Genomic DNA, 21,702 nt, shown 5'->3' with positions numbered 1-21,702 from the left:
GACAGCATAGATTGCCAGATATAATTGAGCATAAATAAAATTCAACCTACCCTTTTGACTGTCTCCATTGCCAGTTGCGGATCTCGGGCATATCTTCCCCGTAGGTGGTGACATATGCCCTGTGATCCAGCAGTTTATTGCGGATATATTGCTTGGTGTAGGCGCCCCGTGAGCCAAGGCCGGGGACCCGGTCTATGACTTCCCCTACCAGGTGGAACCTGTCCAGTTCATTTAATACTACCATATCAAAAGGTGTGGTAGTGGTCCCTTCGCCTATATAACCTTTTACGTGCAGGTTATCGTGATTTGTTCTGCGGTAAGTGAGGCGGTGGATCAGCAACGGGAAGCCGTGAAAGGCGAAGATGACGGGTTTGTCTTTTGTGAAGAGCGCATCAAATTCTTTATCGCTGAGGCCATGCGGATGTTCAGTTTTAGGCTGCAGGGTCATCAGGTCTACTACGTTGATCACGCGCACTTTTAGTTCCGGGAATTGCTGACGGAGTATTTCTACCGCGGCAATAGTTTCCAGGGTAGGCACATCTCCGGCGCAGGCCATGACAACATCCGGTTCCTGGCCCGCGTCATTGCTGGCCCATTCCCATATACCAAGTCCGGCGGTGCAGTGTTTCACAGCGGTTTCCATATCCAGCCATTGCAGTTCGGGTTGTTCGCCGGCGACAATTACATTGATATAATTACGGCTGCGGAGGCAATGGTCTGTAACGGATAACAATGTGTTGGCGTCTGGTGGCAGATAGATCCGTACGATTTCAGCTGTTTTGTTGACAACGATATCGAGGAAGCCGGGGTCCTGGTGACTGTTACCGTTGTGATCCTGTCGCCATACATGTGAAGTAAGCAGGTAGTTGAGTGAGGATACCGGCGCCCGCCAGGATATTTTATTAGCAGCCTGCAGCCATTTAGCGTGTTGATTGAACATGGAATCCACGATGTGGATGAATGCCTCGTAACAGGAGAAGAGTCCGTGCCTGCCGGTAAGCAGGTAACCTTCCAGCCATCCCTGGCAGAGGTTTTCGCTAAGGACTTCCATCACGCGGCCATCGGGGGAGATATGATCATCTGTTTCTTCTATTTCGCCGGTGAAGGTCCTGCCGGTGAGATCGAATAAATGAGAGAGGCGGTTGGAAGCGGTTTCGTCCGGACCAAAGACCCGGAAGTTGCGTTTTTTCCAGTTGAGTTTCATGACATCCCTGACGAATGCGCCCATGATTACGGTCGCCTCGCCGGTGACTTTCCCGGGTTTAGGAACATCTATAGCATATTTCCTGAATTCGGGCATGTTGAGATCGTGCATGAGGAGACCACCGTTAGCGTTGGGGTTAGCCCCCATACGGCGTTTATCTTTGGGCGCTAATGCAGCGAGTTCTTCATTGAAAGTCCCGTTTTCATCGAAGAGTTCTTCCGGTTTGTAACTCTTCATCCACTCTTCCAGGATCTTTACATGTTCCGGTTTTTCTCTCAGTTCTGCCAGTGGAACCTGGTGTGCCCTCCAGGTGCCTTCTATTTTCAGTCCATCTACTTCTTTGGGGCCTGTCCATCCTTTGGGAGTCACCATGATGATCATGGGCCATTGAGGGCGTTCTGTGAAGCCATTGCTGCGAGCGGATTCCTGGATGTTTTTTATTTCGTTGACGATAGTGTCCAAGGTTGCAGCCATCTGCCGGTGAACTTGTTCCGGGTCTTCCCCTTCCACGAAATATGGTTTGTAGCCATAGCCGTAAAAGAGTTGTTCCAGCTCTTCTCTGGGGATACGAGCCAGGATCGTTGGGTTGGCGATCTTATAGCCGTTGAGGTGCAGGATGGGCAGTACCGCACCATCATGTACGGGGTTCAGGAATTTATTGGAGTGCCAGCTGGCGGCCAGTGATCCGGTTTCCGCTTCACCGTCTCCTATTACGCAGGCAACGATGAGGCCCGGGTTATCGAAGACGGCACCGTAGGCGTGCAGTAAGGAGTACCCGAGTTCACCGCCTTCATTGATGGAGCCGGGAGTTTCCGGAGCGGCATGACTGGGGATACCACCCGGGAAGGAGAACTGTTTGAAGAGTCTTTTCATGCCCAGTGCATCTGCGGAGATGTTGGGGAAGAATTCACTGTAAGTACCTTCCAGGTAGGTGTTGGCCACCATGCCCGGGCCACCGTGTCCCGGACCGGCAATGTAGACCATATTAAGATCATACTGATTGATGATACGGTTGAGGTGAACATAGATGAAGTTGAGGCCGGGAGTTGTGCCCCAGTGACCTAAGAGCCGGGGTTTGATATGCTCCAGCGTTAAGGGTTTTTTAAGCAGAGGGTTATCCAACAGGTATATTTGTCCTACGGACAAATAATTTGCAGCCCGCCAGTAAGCGTGCATTTTCGTGAGTGTTTCAGCGGATAATTGATTCACTTGTTGCATGTCTTTTGTTTCCATAAAAATTTATTAATCTTCAAATGAGAAATCAGAAACCATCTTTGCTATCATTAATTCTTCGTTCGTGTGAATGACATAGACATTTGTTTTACCGGTAGATATGAGTCGTTCGTTATTTTCGTTTTTATCTTTGTCTAATTTTATTCCCAGGAACTCCAGGTTTTCACAGATCATTTCTCTTACTGCTGCAGCGTTCTCTCCTATTCCGCCTGCGAATACCAATGTGTCCAATCCTCCCAGGACAGCAGCATAGGCCCCTATCCATTTTCTTGTCTGGTAACAGAAGAATGCGATGGCTTCTTTTCCTTCTGTATGTTTGCTTAATTCCCGCATATCCGGGCTGATGCCCGAGATACCCAGCAAGCCGGATTCATGATTGATGAGGTGATTGAATTGTTTGGGTGTTAATTCTTCTTTATTCATCAGGTACCAGGCAACACCGGGGTCGAGGTCGCCCGTACGGGTACTCATGGGAAGTCCGGAGGTGGGGGTAAATCCCATTGTGGTGTCCACACTTTTCCCCTCTTTTATGGCAGCGAGGCTGGCACCATTCCCCAGATGAGCGAGAATGGTTTTATCACCGGCATCTTTGTCTAACTCCTGCATTAAATAAGCATATGAGAGGCCATGAAAACCGTATCGTTGTAAATTATATTTCTTTGGAATGGGTAATAACTTTGCGATGGCGGGCATACCTGCATGAAAGGAAGTATCGAAACAGGCGATCTGTGGGAGATTCAGTTTCATAAAGACTTCTATGAGTTTGATCTCACCTGGCATATGTTCGGGGTCTAACAGGCTGCTTTTCTTTAGTTCCCCTAATAATTGCGGGGTGATCCTTTCTGCTTTGGTATGTTGCAAACCGTATACCACTCTATGTCCTATGGCTTTTACCGCGGGAAAGTCGTCCTGCTTTTCCAGCCATGTCCTAAGGTATTCCGCAGCAGCGGTAAGGTCTTTTGCCGCTATGTTGATACGCTCTGTTTTGTTCCAGCTAAGTGTTGTACCTGCGATACCGATGCGTTCTATTTCCCCGTGCAGCAGTCTCTCCTGAGATTTGTACAAGGCAAACTTGATACTGGACGAGCCTCCGTTGATAGTTAGTATGCAATCCTTCATGGTTGATAAATGGCATCAACTTTCAGGCCATCAAATGTATTATTGTCTCAACTCCCCCCTTATAATGTCTCATTTACCCTGTATTTTATTTGCTATTCTATCGGAACTTTGTGAAAACACCTGTTATGATAAACACGCCCGTTGTTTCTGAAGAAAAATGGATTGCTGCACGTAAGCAACTCCTCGTTAAAGAGAAGGAATTCACACATCTGAAAGATGAGTTAAGTCAGCTGCGCCAGCAGTTACCCAGGGTGAAAGTAGAGAAAGAATACATTTTTGATACTACGGAAGGGAAACAGTCCCTATCTGATCTTTTTAAGGGTAACAGTCAGTTGTTTTTGCAGCATTTTATGCTGGGACCGGGATGGAAAGAAGGATGCCCCGGTTGTTCCTTTATGGCAGATCATCTTGATGGCACATTACCTCATCTGGAGCATCATGATGTGTCTGTAGTTGTTGTGTCCCGGGCAACGTTACCTGAAATACTTGCTTTTAAAAAGAGAATGGGATGGACCTTCAACTGGGTATCATCCAACGAAAATGATTTTAATTTTGATTATCATGTCTCTTTTGAGAAGGCCGACCAGGTAAATTATAATTATGACACAATCAAATGGACAGGAGAAGAATTACCGGGTATCAGTACTTTTTATAAAGATGAGGATGGCACTATTTATCATACCTATTCTTCTTTTGGAAGAGGAGTAGAGCAGGTGATCGGTACTTATGGTATTCTCGATCTGATGCCGAAGGGCAGGAATGAAGAAGGAGATATGGGCAGTTGGATGAAACATCATGATAAATATGAAGCCGCTCCTGCACAATCTTCCTGTTGTCACTAATGAACGGTTGCTGTCATATTAAACAGCCTTCTACTAAACGCTGGCTATTGCCGGGGATCGTACTGGTACTTATTCCCAAGTGCCCGTTATGCCTGGCAGCCTATGTGGCATTAGGCACAGGGATCGGATTGTCTGTGCCTGTTGCCACTTATCTGAGGTTATTTTTATTAGTACTTTGTGTGTCTTCCCTGTCTTATCTCACGGCGAGGTATATCTGTCTGAAAATTTATCCTTCGGGAGATCAGCTTATTAAGGCTAACCGGTTGACTCTTTTACTCACCGCCTTCACCGGAGGTGTCGTTTTATTTTTATTCTGATAAGATATAGAGATCTTACGTTCCTTAACGAAGGATGAGGCCCTGTCTTGCTTTTCCGTCTTTAAAAAGTGCGCGGTAAGAGCGAATCTATACCGGATATTATCCGTAAATTTAGAGAGATAAGGTAGTGACTTAGCGTAGATTACCAGTTGTTATTGATTATAAATACACTGGATCTGACTGTTTAGTTCTCTGATTTAGCTTTGGAATATGGGTTCAGGATTTGTTTTTCAATTTAACTTCACCTGATATTCACGTATTTATAATCAATAACAACTGGCGCGAAGATGATGTAATCAAACTGAAGTACTACCAAAAATAAAACTGTTTATGGCAAAGTGGGTAGGGAGTACTCCTCCCCCTTTTACGGGTACAAGAGATGGCCTTACTGTATATCAATTACAGGACGGGAATTACTATGTGCGGATGCAAAGCTCTATTACCGGTAAAAGGATTAAAAAAGACCGCGCTTTTAAGGGTTTCAGGGATAGTTCGATGCGATTAAAGATCGCAGCCGGGATTGCCTCTTTTGTGTACAGGCAGCTTCCTGTGAAGGTGTTTGCGTTATACAGGGAAATGACCGGGAAGGCCATTTTATGGCTGAAACAAGGGCTTTCTGCCGAAGATGTGAGAGAGAAGCTGACTAAAGAGTATCTGAAACCACCTGCTGAAACAGTTAAGCCTTTATTTAAAATACCCCTTATACGGCAAAGTGCGCGGTTAATACGGCGCAGATACGGCGCATCTATGCTTCAGGTATGCTTCAGACACGGAGCATCCATGCTGCCACTAACAGCTACTCCCATACATCCGCAATATGGATCAGGATAGTATAACGCCCAACGTCTGGCAAATCTTCTATATTCAGTTGCTTTTCGTTGAAAGGCGTCGTTAATTTATCTGCAAACTGCTGGTATACTTCCTGTAATACAGCAATTGCTTCGGGTTTGCTCTCCACTACCCAGGATTTTGACGCCTTATTGTTATCAAACAGTTTATTGAATTCCTTCCTGCTGACTTCCGCCTTTTCGTGCGGCACTACCTTTATGGTCCATACCTCTCCTATTTTCTCCTTTGGAGCAGGTGTATCCAGGTTTATTTTAAAACGTTCCAATCCCGACGGGTCTAAGGCCCGGATAATATCCATTGCTACTGACATAGGCTGCAAATTACGTTCTTATTAGCATTTTGCAGATAGTGTGTTATGACAGAGATGTTATTGATTAGTTCTCTGATGTAGCTTTGGAATATGGGTCCGGGATTTGTTTTTCAATTTAGCTTCACCTGATATTCACGTCAGATAAGGTGTATTTACCGATCAATAACATCGGGCACGAAGATCATGTAATCAAACTGAGACACTACCACTTTGCGGGCCTGTTTGATTTTTGTAACTTTATCGTATGGAGAAAATGCAATCTATCGAGGAATTTTATCAATCCAAGATGAACTGGATGCCGGATAACCTGCAAAAGGAAATGGGGCATTTCAATGTGTTCAGGATCGAGGATTTTGCCGCGCATACGGGAAGGCCGTTACCTTATAGCCGCAAGGATTTCTTTAAAATAAGCCTGATTATCGGGAAGACGAGGATTCATTATGCAGATAAGATAGTGGAAATCAATGAACGGGCCCTATTGTTTGCCAATCCGCATATTCCATATAACTGGGAACAACTGGAAGATACACAGTCCGGCGTTTTTTGCATTTTTACGGATGCGTTCTTTAGCCAGTTTGGGAATCTGAAAGAGTACCCGGTATTTAAGCCGGGCGGCAATCCTATTTTCGATCTGCCGGAGGAAGAGGCAATGCATATCAGGGATATTTTTGAAAGGATGTTCGTGGAGATCAACTCGGATTATACCTATAAATATGATGTATTGAGGAACCTGGTGTTTGAACTGGTACATAGCGCCCAGAAGATGCAACCGGCTACTGCTACCTTGTATACAAGTTCCAATGCCTCTACGAGGGTGGCTTCATTGTTTATGGAACTACTTGAAAGACAGTTCCCTATAGAATCCCCTATGCAGCAGGTGGGCTTCCGTTCCCCCACAGAGTTTGCCGGTCAGCTGGCGGTACATGTGAACCATTTAAACCGGGCTTTGAAAGAAGTGACCGGTAAAACGACCTCCCAGCTGATAGCGGAAAGGATCGTGCAGGAAGCCAGGGCATTACTGAAGCATACCGACTGGAATATTTCAGAGATTGCCTGGTGTCTGGGATTTGAGGAACTCCCCCACTTTATTAACTTCTTTAAAAAGAACACACAGATCACTCCCAAGTCGTTCAGAATGGCTATTGTTTGATTTTTACAGTTTTTCGTTTGGTTTGTACAATGATCAGGGCTTGCTTCCCATCTACCTTTGTATCATAATATTTAAAAATTATGAGCAACAAAGTATGGTTAGTTACAGGCGCATCCAAAGGCCTCGGACTTGCAATCACAAAGAAACTCCTTGCAACGGGATATAAGGTAGCAGCTACTTCAAGGACCGCTGATGCGTTAATCAAAGCAGTAGGTATTGCCGCTTCAGATAATTTCCTTCCGCTGGAAGTGAGTCTGACAGACGAGCAGAGCGTAAAGAAAGCAATTGATGATACGCTGGCGAAATTCGGCACCATTGACGTAGTGGTGAATAATGCCGGTTACGGACAACTGGGCGCCATTGAAGAAATGAGCGATGCTGAAGTGCGCAAGAACTTTGATATCAATGTATTCGGTTTGTTGAATGTGCTCCGCAATGTGATGCCACAGCTACGTGCGCAAATGTCCGGCAGGGTGTATAATATCTCTTCTGTAGGGGGATTCATCGGGAACTTCCCGGGATGGTCCAGTTATATTTCTTCAAAATTTGCGGTAGCAGGTTTGACGGAGTCTTTTGCTGCGGAAGCATTACCTTTTAATGTATATGGAACGGCAGTGTATCCCGGTTATTTCCGTACTGATTTCTTATCTCAGGATTCTTTGCTTTTATCTGCCAAACAGCTGGATGTTTATCAGACAGCCCGGGATTCACAGGCACTGCATCAGAATGAGATTAATGGTAATCAGCCCGGAGATCCTGAAAAAGCAGCGGAGCTTCTGATAAAAGTTGCGGAAGAGCCCAACCCGCCTGTACATCTGTTCTTAGGTACGGATGCTTATAAGCTGATAGATGTAAAGATAGATGCCGTGAAGAAGGATACGGAGAGATTGAGATCTCTGGCCACCGCTACTGATTTTTAGTTCATAGTGTGAAACATACCGGATATAAAAGAAGCGGGAGTCTCTATAGAGACTCCCGCTTCTTTTATATCTTATCGTTCAGAATATCGGGTAAATGATTAAGGTAAAATTCCGCCTTCTATTAATCCTTTCAGATCTTTAGAGACCAATTTATCTCCATCATAAAATGAAACAGTCACTTTGTTGTTGATAGTAAATTTCTGGGATTTCTGGAAAAGTACCGTACCGGAGAAATCGTCCAATGTCAGCACTTTACCATTAGTAACTTTCTGCACCTGCATATAGGTGATTGGATTCGGAGAAGCCTTTGACAGATCTGCGTAAAAAGTATAAAGGTAAGAGCCATCTTTCTGATAACCGATTTCAGTAACAGTTGGTGTAGCAGGTTTTTTCTGTAAAACAGTAAATGAAAAGAGCGTACATGCGACAGCGATGACAACCAGGGATAGTAATAGTTTCTTCATAGATTCTAATTGTATATTAATAATCTGCCTTCTTCATACAATTTAACATTTATTTAAATAATTACATAAAATATTTTCTATATAAGTGGAGTTATTGCCATTTATTTTAAGCAAGAAAAATTAAGTGATGGATTTTCAGTCATTTATCTCCCTCGGTAGCAAAACGGGAACTTGAGTAGTTTTTCGTCTAACCCGCTTTAGACCACGCTGTTGCCACATTTCTTATATCCCTAATATTTATGAGTACTAAACAGCCAAAATATATATGTTAGATTTTTTTTTAAAGCTTGTACGCATATCACATGTAAAAAGTTGTCTTATATACAAAGGGATTATTTTTCGAACAGTGAACAATAGTTTTTCTAAAGAGTAAATAGAATGATTAAAAGAAGTTTAACGGTTCTGGCGGTATGTTGTATGTCTTTGTCCGCTATTGCACAGGTGCCTTTCACTATCAAGGGAAAGTTAGGTAGTCTGAAAGCACCAGCTAAAGTTTACATCGGTTACAGTGTGGATGGTAAGGCTGTATATGATTCTGCAGACATTAACAATGGTACTTTCGAAATGGTGCACTACACTAATTATCCTGTATGTGCTATCTTTTCAGTAAGTAAGGACGGAGAACCAAAAAGTTTTTTTGACGGCAATAACATCGCGCGTTTGTATGTTGAACCAGGCGCAACTATCTGGTTAACATCTAATGAAGACATTGTCAATTTTGAATCAAGCGGATCTAAATCCCAGGAAGATTACAAGGTGTACCAGGCTTATATGGCCCCTGTAGAAGCTAAGTTAAATGCTTTAGCGCTGGAAGGTTCTTCCAGCAACGCGAAGAAAGATACGGCAGCACGCAGGAACTACATGGAGCGCTTCCGTGCGGCCATGGATGAGAAGAGAAAAATGATGAAGGAGTTTGTGCTGACGTACCGTGATATGTATATCAGTCTGGATATACTGGAAGAATACGCCGGTCATTTCATTGACTATCAGGATGTGGAACCTGCTTATGCTGCGTTGAGCGATCGTACACAGCAATCTGCAAGAGGGAAGCTTTTTCTGAAAAAGATGAATCAGTTCAAGACTACAGCAGTAGGTACTACAGCTCCTGATTTTACACAAAAAGATACAGATGGTAATAAAGTGTCGCTGTCTTCTTTCAAAGGTAAGTATGTGTTGCTTGTTTTCTGGGCCAGTTGGTCTCCTACATCCAGGGCAAATAACGTGGAAATGAAAGAGACGTTCAAACAGTTCAAAGGAAAGAATTTCACAGTGATCGGTATTGGAATGGAAGAGCGTAAAGATAGCTGGCTGGAAGCGATTCAGCAGGATGGTACCACCTGGTTGCAGTTAAGTGACCTGAAATATATGAAGAATGAGGTAGCCGGATTATATGATGTGACTTCAGTACCACAGAATGTGCTGATAGATCCTGCAGGAAATATCGTTGCCCGTAACTTAAAGGGTAGTGACCTGAAGGATAAATTAATAAGTGTTCTTGCTCAATAGTACATATTTTTAAGATTGTCAAGTGAGAAAAGGCTGCCATTTTTGGCGGCCTTTTTCGTTTTAGATGATTGCGGCATGAAATTTACGCAGTTATAGTAAATGTACTGCCATGACCCTTGCAAAATATAAACAAAAGCGGTCTTTTAGCGAAACGCCCGAACCTAAAGGGGGTAAGAGTAAGGATAATGATCTACGCTTTGTGGTACAGAAGCATCATGCATCGCATCTCCATTATGATTTCAGGCTGGAAATGAAGGGCGTACTCAAGAGCTGGGCCGTGCCTAAAGGCCCTTCTACGGACCCTTCTGTCAAGCGTCTGGCGATGATGGTGGAAGATCATCCTTATGATTACCGGAATTTTGAAGGGACCATCCCCGAAGGGAATTATGGGGCAGGGACGGTGATTGTGTGGGATGAGGGGACTTATACCTCTGCGGACGTGATTTCTGATGATAAAAAGGTACAGGAGAAAGAACTGCTGCAGCAGCTTTCGGAGGGGAAGTTGAAATTCACCTTGTACGGGAAGAAGCTGAAAGGCACCTGGGCGCTGGTAAAAGCTTCCGGTCGTGGGGAAAATAGCTGGTTGCTGATGAAGCTGAAAGATAAATATGCTTCTACTGAGGATATCACTAAAAAGGATAAGTCGGTGGTTTCGGGGAAAACGGTGGAGGAGGTAGCGGCCACTTCGGGGAATGTGTGGATGAGTGGAAAAAAGGCGGCAGTGAGTAAGGCCGCGATGAAGGCCGCGGCCAGTAAAAAGGCCGTAGTAAGTGCGACAAAGGCAGTGAGAGGTAAGAAAGCGTTGAAAGCCCCTTCGGATGATATTGAAGATGCTGATGATCCAGCCCCGCCGGTGAATGATTTACTTAAGAAAGGGAAACGCGCTAAAATGCCGGAGGCTGTAAAGCCTATGTTAGCTACGCTGACGGATAAGCCTTTTGATAATGATGACTGGATATATGAGATTAAGTGGGATGGGTACAGGGCGATCAGTTATCTATCTAATGGAAAAGTAAACCTGTTATCCAGGAAACTGATTTCTTTTAATACGAAATTCCCGGTGATCGTTGATGCCCTGAAAGACTGGAAAGTAAACGCAGTCGTAGACGGAGAGATCGTTGCGATCAATGATACTGGTAATCCCGACTTTCAGGCGCTGCAGAATTATGTAAAAAACGGGAAGCAGGCGAGATTAGTATATTATGTGTTCGATTTACTCTGGTATGATGGGAAAGATTATACCGATCTGCCATTAACAGAAAGGAAACAAATATTACAAAATATACTTCCTGAAGATAGTGAGGTGATTCATTTTAGTGATCATATTACCGGTAAAGGAACCGATTTCTTCCATGCTGCTACCGACAAAGGACTGGAAGGTGTGATGGCAAAGAGAGCTGATAGTACTTATGCTATTGATACCCGGTCACAAAGCTGGTTGAAGATCAAGAATAACCAGAAAATGGAAGCCATTATATGTGGTTATACGCAAGGACGGAATAGCCGGAAACATTTTGGCGCATTGATCCTGGGGAAATATAAAGGGAGTACGCTTACTTATATCGGGCATACGGGCGGGGGATTTAATGAACAAAGTCTGAAAGACCTGTACGACAGGTTTCAGGATTTAATTACGGATGAAAGTCCTTTTAAGAAGACGCCTAAGACGAATATGCCGGTCACCTGGTTGCGGCCAGCGCTGGTTTGTGAAGTGAAATTTGCAGAAGTAACCTCAGACGGGATTTTACGCCAGCCTATCTTTTTAGGATTAAGAGAGGATAAACAGGCCGCGAATGAAAAGAATGAAAAAGTAGTAAAAGCACCCAAGAATAAGAGTGCCGGGAGCGTAAATGCTAAAAAAAAAGCGACTCCTGAAAGCAAAAAACAAACAGCAAAAGCCGAAAGTAAACTTGCTAAAAAAGTAGCCATGAAAGCGCCTGCAAAGAAAAGCGGATCTTCTTCCTCTGAAAAACTACTTTCAGAAGATCAGAAGGAAATCACTCTCACCATTAACAGTAAACAATTAAAGTTTACCAATCTCGATAAAATATACTGGCCTAAAGAAAAGATCACGAAAAGGGATATGCTGAATTATTACGCAAATATTGCCGAATTCATCCTCCCCTATCTTAAAGACAGACCGCAGTCATTAAACCGGTATCCCAATGGGATCGATGGATTGAGCTTTTATCAGAAAGATGTGGAAGGGAAAGTAGCAGACTGGGTAGAGACGTTCTCTTATGTTAGTGAATCTGATGGGGAGACCAAACATTTTCTTGTATGTAAAGACGAAGCCTCTTTGTTGTATATGGCCAATCTTGGATGTATAGAAATGCATCCCTGGCACAGCCGGGTGCAAAAGCCGGATAATCCCGACTGGTGTGTCATTGACCTTGATCCGGACCAGAACCCTTTTGATCAGGTCATTGAAACTGCGTTAGTGATCAAAGATGTACTGGATAGCGCAGGCGCTACTTCTTATGTGAAAACTTCCGGTTCTACCGGTATGCATATTTTACTACCGCTTGGCGCGAAGTATAGTTATGATCAGTCACGTATGCTGGCAGAACTGATTGTGGGGATAGTGAATAAACAATTGCCCAAAACGACCAGTGTAGAAAGAAGTCCGGCTAAAAGAAAAGGATTGATCTATCTTGATTTCTTACAGAACCGGCAGATACAGACGATCGCCGCCCCTTATTCTTTACGTCCCAAACCCGGGGCCACAGCTTCTGCGCCGCTTGATTGGAGCGAAGTAAAGAAAGGACTTAAAATGTCCGATTTTAACATCTTTAATATGAGAGACCGGATAACAGAGACCGGGGATATTTTAAAGGGTGTATTGGGTAAAGGAATTGATTTAAATAAAATCCTTCCTAAGGTACAGGGTCTGCTATAAACACGTCGCTAACGAAATTGAAATTAAATCATCCTTCAATAGGATATATTTAATGCCTTACCTGTAAAGAGCGTATTGATTTTCCTACTCAAATAGTTCCTGCTCTTCAGTAAAATAGGTTTTCCTGCCACCAATAGTTTGATGTTGTATCTCTACTCCGGTAGGGCTTTTTTCCAGATGGGGGTTGTGGATCTCCATAAAGTCCCTTATCTCACCACTGATAATATCCGGGTTCTTCTTCTGGATTTTCGCTATCGCATCTGATAATACGGAGTAGATGGTACGCGCCAGCTTTTTAATTTTTGCAGGCGGGACCTTGTTGGAAATGGAGAAGGGGGAAAGACGTGCATGCCAGAGGATTTCATCTGCATAGGCATTGCCTATACCACGGATAATATGCTGATCGAGCAATAGCTTTTTGATAGTGGTACGGGTAGCGGACATTTTCTCTTCCAGGTAAGCAGCCGTAAGATCTTCTGACATCGCATCCGGCGCTTCATTCTTTGGAGGATTTACCGTGAGGGCCGCCATACGCTGGAAGTCGGTCAATGCAAGGCCGGTACCATCTGTAAAGTGTAATTCGGCAATGGTATGTTTGGCATCGTTATCATCTTTGAACAGGTGTAATTCTCCGTGTAACATCAGATGCATCCCCAGAATATTACCATTTTTGAATTCAAAACGAAGTTCTTTACCTTCCCTGTATACTTTGTACAACTTCTGCTGTTCAAATGCTTTTCTGAAAGTAGCCGCGTTAGCCACTATATTTTTTGCATTGGAAATGGTGATATGGTCTATTGTTTTCCTGGACAGTTTCTTATCGAGGTTATTACTGAAAACTTGTAAATCCGGTAATTCAGGCATGATCTTACGCTATTAGTACTGCGAATTTAGTCTAAAAATTATGCCGGACAGGAATGGGGTATTATCTATATTTCGGGGGCGGTTCGCAAATTAACGGTATATCGTAAATTTAGTTTTAGCAGAAATCGATGTAAAATAATAATAATCAATTAGTTAACCACATGGCATCTTTATTGACTATATACCCCCTTAAACTTACCATCATCAAACTATTCATTTTCTGCCTAGTTTTATCAGCAGCAGTAACATCATTTAATAATTAATAAATCTAAACACATGGAAGCAAAAATCGGTATTAAGCAGGAGCATCTTGCTGCAGTAGCACAATCACTGAGCAAAATACTGGCAGATGAATTTGTACTGTATACCAAAACACGCAAGGCGCACTGGAATGTTGTAGGCATAGACTTCCTGGCCAAGCATAAATTCTTTGAAGAACAGTACGGACAACTGGAACAGATCGTAGATGATGTTGCTGAAAGGATCAGAAGTCTGGGTCACTATGCACCCGCTTCTTTGAAAGAATACCTGGAGCTGACACATCTTTCCGAACAATCCAGGGAAAAGAACAACAGCGCCGGATTTATCAAGGAATTACTGGCAGATCATGAAAGTATCCTGATCCACCTGCGTGAGAATATCAATAACTATGTAACCGCACTGCATGATGCAGGTACCAGCGATTACATCACTGGTTTAATGGAGACTCACGAAAAGATGGCCTGGATGCTCAGAGCTCACTTAGAATAGTATGAACCAGATGAGCAATATATTTTTAAAACCACTGTTGTTCGCGGCAGTGGTTTTAATGCATGTATGTGTACATGCGCAGCCTATAGCCGATACGAACAGGGTGAAGCAACTGCAAACTAATAGCCGGTACTACCTGATGAAAGAGGGAGAGCTGAAGCGTGACCTTGACAGTGCATTACTGCTGAATGAAGAAGCCTTAAGAATAAGCGCAGCATTACAATACCGTGAAGGGACCGCTAAAGGGCTTTTGCTGGAGACCCAGATCTACCGGGAGCAGGGGGAATGGAAAAAAGCAGCGGACCAGTTGAAAGAGGCACTTGCCCTGTATACCACTTATGATTTAAAACATTTACTGGCTGAAGGTTACATCGAATCTGCACAATATCATCACAACGAAGGGAGCGATCTTGACCAACGCATCTTTTACTATAAAAAGGCCCTTCCGCTTTTTAAGGAAACCGGCGATTTAAAACAGGTAGCTATAACATTACAGGTACTGGGAGATTTCTACCATATTAAAGGAGATCTCGGTACCTCACTGAATTATCTCGGGGAAGCCCTTGTATACTCGAAAGCAGCAGGGTATAAAGATGTACAGGGGATATATGATCTGATGGGTAATGGCTATCAGGTGAAAGGCGACTTTAATCAGGCGTTAAAATACGGACTGCTCGCTGTAAAAACAGGTGAAACATTAAAAGACAGCAGTATACAAATGGGGACTATCTACAATCATATGGGACTCATTTATTATAATTTACGGGAATATCAGTCGGCCCGTGATTACTGGAGCAAAGCCCTGGCTGTATCCATAGCACATAAGGATACCGCATCTTATCAGATTATTACAGGCAATATTGCCTCGGGCTTATTCAGGATTAAAAAATACAAGGAAGCGCTGTCTTTACTGGATAATATGGTCAAAACATATCCCCCTACCTCCCTTGAAATAAGAATTACAGTACCATATATCTATTTCAATATCTATATGGACATGAAAAATTATAATAAGGCCAACATCTATTATAAAGAAATAGTAAAATTCCACAATGAACTCGATGCCAACAGTATTGCCCAGCATCAATTATGTCAGAGTATTATCAGGTATCTCATCGAAACCAAACAATACAAAGAAACCTATAAATACCTCGAAGAACTGGATAATACCTGTAAAGCATTGGGGGATAACCTGGCAAGGTCCAGGAACCAGCTCGACTGGTTTCGCGTAGATTCTGCACTGGGTAATTACATCTCAGCGATCCAGCATCAGCAGCTCTATAAATCTTTATCTGACTCTATCTTTAATATTGAAAAAAGTAAACAGTTTTCCAGTTTGCAGCTACAGTTTGAGACTGAAAAGAAAGACAAGGATATTCAATTGTTAACCCAGCAAAGTAAGCTGCAACATAACAGTTTACAAAAAGAAAGAACGATCAGGAATGTGATCATTGCCGGGGTGATCCTGTTGTCGTTGTTTTCCGGTCTGATCTATATGAGCTACCGTTCCAAAAAACGCAGTAATATGAAACTGGAGCTGCAGCAGAAAGAGATCAATCATCAGAATGAGTTATTAAAAAAGCTGCTGGGAGAAAAGGAATGGTTATTGAAAGAGATCCATCACCGGGTAAAAAACAACCTGCAGATCGTGATCAGTTTACTGAACACTCAATCTGCCTATTTAGATAATGAAGATGCATTAACAGCTATCCGTAACAGTCAGTACAGGATGCATGCCATGTCGCTTATTCATCAGAAACTTTACCAGTCGGATAACCTGGCCTGTATTGAGATGAGCTGGTACATACGAGAGCTGGTGAGTTATATGCAGGAATGCTTTCACACGCTAAGCAGGATCGTGTTCACCCTACAGATAGAACCGGTGGAAATGGATGTGGCAAGGGCTGTTCCGCTGGGACTGATACTGAATGAAGCGATCAGTAATGCCATCAAATATGCCTTCCCAGGTAACAGTACAGGAGAGGTGATCATATCGCTGAAAAAACTGCATGGTACAACTTACCAGTTAAACATATCGGACAATGGTGTGGGATTACCGGCCGACTTCCAGCTGGAAAACACCCACTCTCTGGGCATGAGCCTGATGCGCGGATTGAGCGAACAATTAGACGGGACATTCAATATAAAAAACGATAACGGATTAAAAATAGAGATTGTTTTTAATAATCATCAGTTAGTATATGAAAGAAAAAATACTGATCGTAGAAGATGAGTTTATAGTAGCAAATGACCTCAGGATAATCCTGGTAAAAGCGGGCTATAATGTGTGTGGGACAGCCTCTTCCGTTGATGCCGCAAAACTGTTGATAGCATCTAAAAAGCCCGACTGGGTATTACTGGATATCATACTGAGAGGTGAAGAGACAGGCATTGATCTTGCCTGGGAGCTGCGTGAAAAGAAAATACCCTTCCTGTATATCTCCGCAAATACGAATCAGAGCATACTGGAAGCAGTGAAGGAAACCCAGCCCTATGGCTTTATGGTAAAGCCTTTCCGGGAAAGGGACCTGCTGGTGATGCTGGACATTGCCCGTTACAGGTATACACTTGAAAATAAAGAGCCTGATACTATTCCTGAGGTGCTTCCCAATACCGAAGGCATCATAGGGCTTAAAGATGTACTGGAAAAGATCTATGTGGTAGCGCCCTCAGAAAGCGCGGTGCTGATACTAGGGGAAAGCGGTACCGGTAAAGAAAAAACAGCACATGCCATTCATCACCTTTCGGCGCGCAGGAACATGCCGCTTGTTACCATTAACTGCGCAGCCCTGCCAGCCTCACTGATCGAGTCGGAATTATTCGGGCATGAGAAAGGCGCGTTTACCGGCGCTAATAGCAAGCGCCTCGGCAAGTTTGAACAGGCCAGCAGGAGTACCATCTTCCTGGATGAAATAGGTGAACTGCCACTGGATTCACAGGCTAAATTATTAAGGGTATTACAGGAAAAGGAAATAGAGCGGCTGGGCAGTAATCAGACCCTGAAGATAGATGTGCGGGTGATAGCCGCTACTAACCGTAACCTGGAAAAAGAAGTAGCAGACGGGCGTTTCCGTTTAGATCTCTATTACCGGTTGAATATATTCCCGATAGAACTACCTCCCTTACGTAAGCATAAAGAAGACATTGAAGAACTGGCCAATTATTTCCTGCAGAAATATGCGCAGAAAGCCGGTAAAAAGGTAAACAGTATTTCTGAACAGGCAATGAAGCAGTTAATACAGTACAACTGGCCGGGGAATGTACGGGAGCTGGAGCACCTGATAGAAAGGAATGTGCTGATGGCCACGGGGAATGAAATCAACAGGATCGAGATGCCGGAAATGACTACTGTATATGAGGATGAGAGCCGTATCAAAACGATGGAAGAAATTGAAAGGGAGCATATCATGAAGGTACTGAAGACCTGTAATGGAAAAGTCTTTGGTCCGGGTGGTGCCGCAGAAATATTAAATTTGCCTGCAACGACCCTTTATTCCAAGATGAAGAAGTTAGGCATTAAACAGGGGTACGTATAAATTATGACTATGGAAGTTGTCAATAATGAGAAGGAACAGCAATTTGAGATTGAACAGGATGGAGAAAAGGCCTCTCTCACCTACCGGTTCTATAAAAAGGATATAGCCCTGATGCATACGACCGTTCCCAAAGCGATGGAAGGCAAGGGCGTGGCCAGTACCCTGGCGATAGCCGCTTTTGATTATGCAAAGCAGCATAACAAGCCGGTGATGGTGTATTGCCCGTTCGTAGCGAAGTTTCTCACCAAACATCCGGAGTATAATCATCAGCTGGACCCTGCATATCACAAAGGATCGTGAAAATGCTCCTTTTTAATGCCCAGTTTCTGCATTTTTGATATCAGGGTGGTAGATGGCAGCCCCAGTTTAACGGCTGCCCCAAAAGGGCCTGAAATACGTCCTTTACATACCTTCAATACCTTCAGGATATAAGTACGTTCCATTTCATCCAACGTGACTATTGTAAACTCACCGGCATTTGTTTCTTTCTGGTTACCGGCAGGCAGGTACATTTGCCTGATCGTTGTGCCGGTGGTAAGCAGAACACTCCTTTCTACCAGGTGTTCCAGCTCCCGTACATTCCCGGGCCAGGAGTAAGCCAGCAGGCTTTCCATTACTTTAGGGGATACCGTATTGATCTTTTTGCCGGCGCTTCTTGCATAACGGGCAACAAAGTGGTTCGTGAGGACTGGGATATCCTCCTTACGGTTACGCAGCGGAGGTAATGTAACAGGGAAAACATTCAGCCGGTAAAAGAGATCGCTTCTGAAACGGCCGGCATCCACTTCTTTCTGCAGACTACGGTTGGTAGCCGCGATGATACGCACGTTCACTTTTATACTGCCTCTTCCCCCTATACGCTCTATCTCTTTCTCCTGTAATACCCTTAATAATTTAGACTGTAATTCCATGGGGAGCTCTCCTACTTCATCCAGGAAAAGAGTACTGTTATTGGCGAGTTCAAACTTACCTATCCGGCGTTCTGTAGCGCCGGTAAAGCTTCCTTTCTCATGGCCGAACAGTTCACTTTCTATGAGGTTGGGTGGTAAGGTGGCACAATTAACCTTCACCATCAGTTTATCTTTATGGGGAGAACCATTATGGATAGCGCGTGCTATCAGTTCTTTACCTGTACCCGTTTCTCCCATCAGCAGCACGGTAGAGTCTGAAGGGGCCACCTGCGATATCAGGCGGAAGATCTTCTGCATTTCTGTACCTGCACCTATTATTTCCGAGAAGTTATATCCTTCATTCCTTTCTTCCTGTAAGTAGAGATTTTCTTCTTCTAATTGTTGTTTATAATGGCGGATCTCATTCAGTTGTTTTTCTATCTGTTCATTTGCGATGATATTGGCAATGGTGATAGCCAGCTGGTAAGATAATCCCTGTAATAAACGGAGTGCCTGCGGGGTGAAGGTATCCGGGTTTTTCAGCAGGAGAAAAAACGTACCTACTTTCCTTTTCTGATTATGTAAGGCGATGGCTATTACTTCGCGGATACCATCATTATAATGGTACTGGATGTATTGCGGTAACTCCATTTTAGTCAGGTCAAACCTTATGATTTCTTTTGACGCCAGCACCAGGTTATAAAAGCCATCCTCTACGGGGTAGCTTCCATTGATCACACGGTCATAGAGTTCATAATCTTTAGGTTTCTCCCGGAAGAAGTGGAAGAATGTTTTATGCATTTTTTGTGCCTCATCTACTGTGCAGATAACGAAATCATCGTACACGAACAACTCGCTCAGGCGTTCGTGTATGATCCTTGACAGTTCTTCTTTATCGCGGGCAGCGGAAAGGTCATTGCTGAAGGAGAGCAATACTTCCTGCTCCTTCTCTTTTTCCTGTAAACTCTCCCAAAGGTTTTCTTTTGTCATTGTACGCAAAGTTACATTGTTCCGTCAAATGACGGAGCGTAAAACCTATCATAAAATTACGATATGCCGTTAATTAATTTTATCTAGAATTGGATATAATAACATGATTTACAATTGATTATACGAATGGTACGAGCTTTGACAACTGGTACTTACAAATAAACCCATGATTATGAGTCAACATCAACAAACAGGTGAGATCATCATTCCACCTGTAGCAGAAGATCCGGCATTGTCCGCAGACACGAAAAAGTTTTTAGCAGCGCTTAATAGTGGTGGCGGCGCCCCGCTGGAATCCTTGCCTCCGGCAGCAGCCAGGGAAGTACTGGTAGGTGCACAGAACTCTGTGAAGGTAGATTACTCAGGTGTAGATTTTTCTGAGAAGACGATCACAGCGGATGGATTCACGATCAAGCTGGATATCGTTCGTCCTGCAGGGAATAACGAAGTGTTACCTGTGTTTATTTTCATCCATGGCGGTGGCTGGGTATTAGGAGATTTCCCTACGCACAAACGTATGATACGTGATCTTACGGTATTATCCGGTGCGGTGGGTGTATTTGTGAACTACACTCCTTCTCCGGAAGCGCAGTACCCACAGGCGGTGAATGAGATCTTTGCTGCTACCAAATGGGTGGCTGAACATGGTACGGAGATTAATGTGGACGGTAAAAGACTGGCAGTAATTGGTAACAGCGTTGGTGGTAACATGGCGGCTGTAACGGCGCTTAAAGCAAAAGAGAATAAAGGTCCTGAAATTAAATTACAGGTATTGCTCTGGCCTATCGTAGATGCCAACTTTGAGCATGATTCCTATAAACGTTTCGGGAAAGACAGGTTCCTGACAACGCCATTGATGAAATGGATGTATGATAACTATACAACAGATCCTAAACAACGTGCAGAGATCTATGCATCTCCTATTAATGCAACCCTGGAGCAATTAAAGGGTCTTCCTCCGGCATCGATACATGTAGCAGAAGCGGATATCCTCCGGGATGGCGGTGAAGCATATGGCCGTAAGCTGGATGAAGCAGGTGTAACAGTGACCACAGTTCGTTATAACGGAGCCATTCATGATTTCGGTTTGTTAAATCCTCTGGCAGAAACGCCTCAGTCTAAATCGGTATTTGTTCATGCAGCAGCAGAGTTAAGAAAATACTTAAAATAATAAATTATGACTAAGAACATTGTTATCGTACACGGAGCCTTTGCGGATGCTTCCGGTTGGGAGCCAGCTTATAAGATCCTGAAGGAAAAAGGGTATAATGTTACACTTGTACAGAACCCAACGACTACGCTGGAAGAGGATGTAGCAGCTACTGTAGCGGCTATTGACAGGCAGAAAGGTCCGGTTGTACTGGTAGGCCATTCCTGGGGCGGTACTGTCATTACAGAAGCTGGTGTACATCCAAATGTAGCCAGTCTGGTGTATGTAGCGGCTTTCGTTCCGGAGGTAGGAGAATCTACACTGGCGCTGGTGCAGTCCGAAGCGATACTGGAAGTGAACGGTATCCTGGCACCGGATGAAAAGGGCAATGTATATCTTGATAAGGCATTGTTCAATTCAACGTTCGCGGTGGGCCAGTCTGCCGAGAAGTCAGCTTTTATGTATGATTCTCAGATCCCGTTAACGGTGAAGTCTTTTGTAACGCCGGTTACACAGGCCGCCTGGAAAAGCAAACCTTCATTTGCTATTTTCCCTACGGATGACGGCACTATTAATCCTGCGCTGGAGCGTACCATGTATAAACGCGCAGGTTGCATTGTTACAGAAATGACCGGTGGGCATACTTTGTTCATGACAAAGCCTGCAGAAGTAGTGGATGTGATCATTAAAGCTTCAACCATTTAATTAT

Annotated in this window: 19 protein-coding genes; 13 read left to right on the top strand and 6 right to left on the bottom strand. The window is 43.8% G+C overall.

The features are described 5' to 3' along the window. Positions 1–46 precede the first annotated feature (46 nt). Entirely contained in the window at positions 47–2,437 is a 2,391-nt protein-coding gene (locus tag GO495_RS07085) for a phosphoketolase family protein (RefSeq protein WP_157298974.1), read from the bottom strand. A 9-nt stretch (positions 2,438–2,446) separates the two neighbouring features. Beyond that, positions 2,447–3,556, bottom strand: coding sequence for an acetate/propionate family kinase (locus GO495_RS07080; RefSeq protein ID WP_157298973.1), 1,110 nt, complete (start codon positions 3,554–3,556; stop codon positions 2,447–2,449). A gap of 125 nt (positions 3,557–3,681) precedes the next feature. On the opposite strand from GO495_RS07080, the gene GO495_RS07075 reads away from it, so the two are divergent. The 3 genes from GO495_RS07075 (at position 3,682) to GO495_RS07065 (ending at position 5,546) form a co-directional block, all read left to right on the top strand. After that, positions 3,682–4,398: a DUF899 domain-containing protein gene (locus GO495_RS07075; protein ID WP_157298972.1), complete on the top strand. Its 717-nt coding sequence runs from the start codon at positions 3,682–3,684 to the stop codon at positions 4,396–4,398. Then, positions 4,398–4,715, top strand: a complete 318-nt coding sequence (locus GO495_RS07070) for a hypothetical protein (RefSeq protein ID WP_157298971.1) — start codon at positions 4,398–4,400, stop codon at positions 4,713–4,715. The genes GO495_RS07075 and GO495_RS07070 overlap by 1 nt, the downstream gene beginning before the upstream one ends. A 330-nt stretch (positions 4,716–5,045) precedes the next feature. Then, entirely contained in the window at positions 5,046–5,546 is a 501-nt protein-coding gene (locus GO495_RS07065; protein ID WP_157298970.1) for a hypothetical protein, read from the top strand. Here GO495_RS07065 and GO495_RS07060 read toward each other — a convergent pair. Beyond that, positions 5,512–5,874 (bottom strand): hypothetical protein, encoded by a 363-nt coding sequence (locus GO495_RS07060; RefSeq protein WP_157298969.1) that lies wholly within the window; start codon positions 5,872–5,874, stop codon positions 5,512–5,514. The two genes, GO495_RS07065 and GO495_RS07060, sit on opposite strands and share 35 nt — an antisense overlap. A 244-nt stretch (positions 5,875–6,118) precedes the next feature. Here GO495_RS07060 and GO495_RS07055 point away from each other — a divergent pair, with 244 nt between their 5' ends. Both GO495_RS07055 and GO495_RS07050 read left to right on the top strand, forming a co-directional pair. Further along, on the top strand, positions 6,119–7,024 hold the full coding sequence (locus tag GO495_RS07055) for a helix-turn-helix domain-containing protein (protein WP_157298968.1): 906 nt from the start codon (positions 6,119–6,121) through the stop codon (positions 7,022–7,024). 80 nt (positions 7,025–7,104) lie between these two features. Then, a complete protein-coding gene (locus GO495_RS07050) occupies positions 7,105–7,944 on the top strand; it encodes an SDR family NAD(P)-dependent oxidoreductase (RefSeq protein ID WP_157298967.1) in 840 nt (279 codons plus the stop codon). A 98-nt stretch (positions 7,945–8,042) separates the two neighbouring features. Here GO495_RS07050 and GO495_RS07045 read toward each other — a convergent pair whose 3' ends face one another. Next, entirely contained in the window at positions 8,043–8,408 is a 366-nt protein-coding gene (locus tag GO495_RS07045; RefSeq protein WP_157298966.1) for a hypothetical protein, read from the bottom strand. Between the two features lie 378 nt (positions 8,409–8,786). On the opposite strand from GO495_RS07045, the gene GO495_RS07040 reads away from it, so the two are divergent. After that, positions 8,787–9,914: a TlpA disulfide reductase family protein gene (locus tag GO495_RS07040; RefSeq protein WP_157298965.1), complete on the top strand. Its 1,128-nt coding sequence runs from the start codon at positions 8,787–8,789 to the stop codon at positions 9,912–9,914. 109 nt (positions 9,915–10,023) lie between these two features. After that, positions 10,024–12,813: a DNA ligase D gene (gene ligD, locus GO495_RS07035; RefSeq protein WP_157298964.1), complete on the top strand. Its 2,790-nt coding sequence runs from the start codon at positions 10,024–10,026 to the stop codon at positions 12,811–12,813. An 84-nt stretch (positions 12,814–12,897) separates the two neighbouring features. Here ligD and GO495_RS07030 read toward each other — a convergent pair whose 3' ends face one another. Beyond that, complete coding sequence (locus GO495_RS07030) at positions 12,898–13,677, bottom strand: Fpg/Nei family DNA glycosylase (RefSeq protein ID WP_157298963.1); 780 nt, start codon at positions 13,675–13,677, stop codon at positions 12,898–12,900. Positions 13,678–13,953: 276 nt separating this feature from the next. Between GO495_RS07030 and GO495_RS07025 the strand changes: the two genes are divergently transcribed. From GO495_RS07025 to GO495_RS07010, 4 genes are read left to right on the top strand one after another with little or no spacing between them, the layout of a single operon-like run. Beyond that, positions 13,954–14,427, top strand: coding sequence for a Dps family protein (locus tag GO495_RS07025; RefSeq protein WP_157298962.1), 474 nt, complete (start codon positions 13,954–13,956; stop codon positions 14,425–14,427). Positions 14,428–14,437: 10 nt separating this feature from the next. Then, positions 14,438–16,660 (top strand): tetratricopeptide repeat-containing sensor histidine kinase, encoded by a 2,223-nt coding sequence (locus tag GO495_RS07020; RefSeq protein ID WP_170302639.1) that lies wholly within the window; start codon positions 14,438–14,440, stop codon positions 16,658–16,660. Continuing rightward, complete coding sequence (locus GO495_RS07015; protein ID WP_157298960.1) at positions 16,629–17,963, top strand: sigma-54-dependent transcriptional regulator; 1,335 nt, start codon at positions 16,629–16,631, stop codon at positions 17,961–17,963. Before GO495_RS07020 ends, GO495_RS07015 begins: the two co-directional genes overlap by 32 nt. A 9-nt stretch (positions 17,964–17,972) precedes the next feature. Beyond that, the gene (locus GO495_RS07010) at positions 17,973–18,263 is read left to right on the top strand and encodes a GNAT family N-acetyltransferase (protein WP_205691209.1); all 291 of its coding nucleotides are present in this window, start codon (positions 17,973–17,975) and stop codon (positions 18,261–18,263) included. Here GO495_RS07010 and GO495_RS07005 read toward each other — a convergent pair. After that, positions 18,248–19,843 carry a sigma-54-dependent Fis family transcriptional regulator gene (locus GO495_RS07005; RefSeq protein WP_157298958.1) on the bottom strand — a complete coding sequence of 532 codons (1,596 nt, stop codon included), beginning with the start codon at positions 19,841–19,843 and terminating at the stop codon, positions 18,248–18,250. The genes GO495_RS07010 and GO495_RS07005 overlap by 16 nt on opposite strands. 172 nt (positions 19,844–20,015) lie before the next feature. Here GO495_RS07005 and GO495_RS07000 point away from each other — a divergent pair, with 172 nt between their 5' ends. Continuing rightward, complete coding sequence (locus GO495_RS07000) at positions 20,016–21,014, top strand: alpha/beta hydrolase (protein ID WP_157298957.1); 999 nt, start codon at positions 20,016–20,018, stop codon at positions 21,012–21,014. Positions 21,015–21,020: 6 nt separating this feature from the next. Next, the gene (locus GO495_RS06995; RefSeq protein WP_157298956.1) at positions 21,021–21,698 is read left to right on the top strand and encodes an alpha/beta hydrolase; all 678 of its coding nucleotides are present in this window, start codon (positions 21,021–21,023) and stop codon (positions 21,696–21,698) included. Positions 21,699–21,702 lie beyond the last annotated feature (4 nt).

The organism is Chitinophaga oryziterrae (assembly GCF_009758125.1).
GTDB classification, from domain to species: domain Bacteria; phylum Bacteroidota; class Bacteroidia; order Chitinophagales; family Chitinophagaceae; genus Chitinophaga; species Chitinophaga oryziterrae.
The sequence above is the reverse complement of the archived record's forward strand: the minus strand, read 5'-3'. Positions and strand labels throughout refer to the sequence as shown.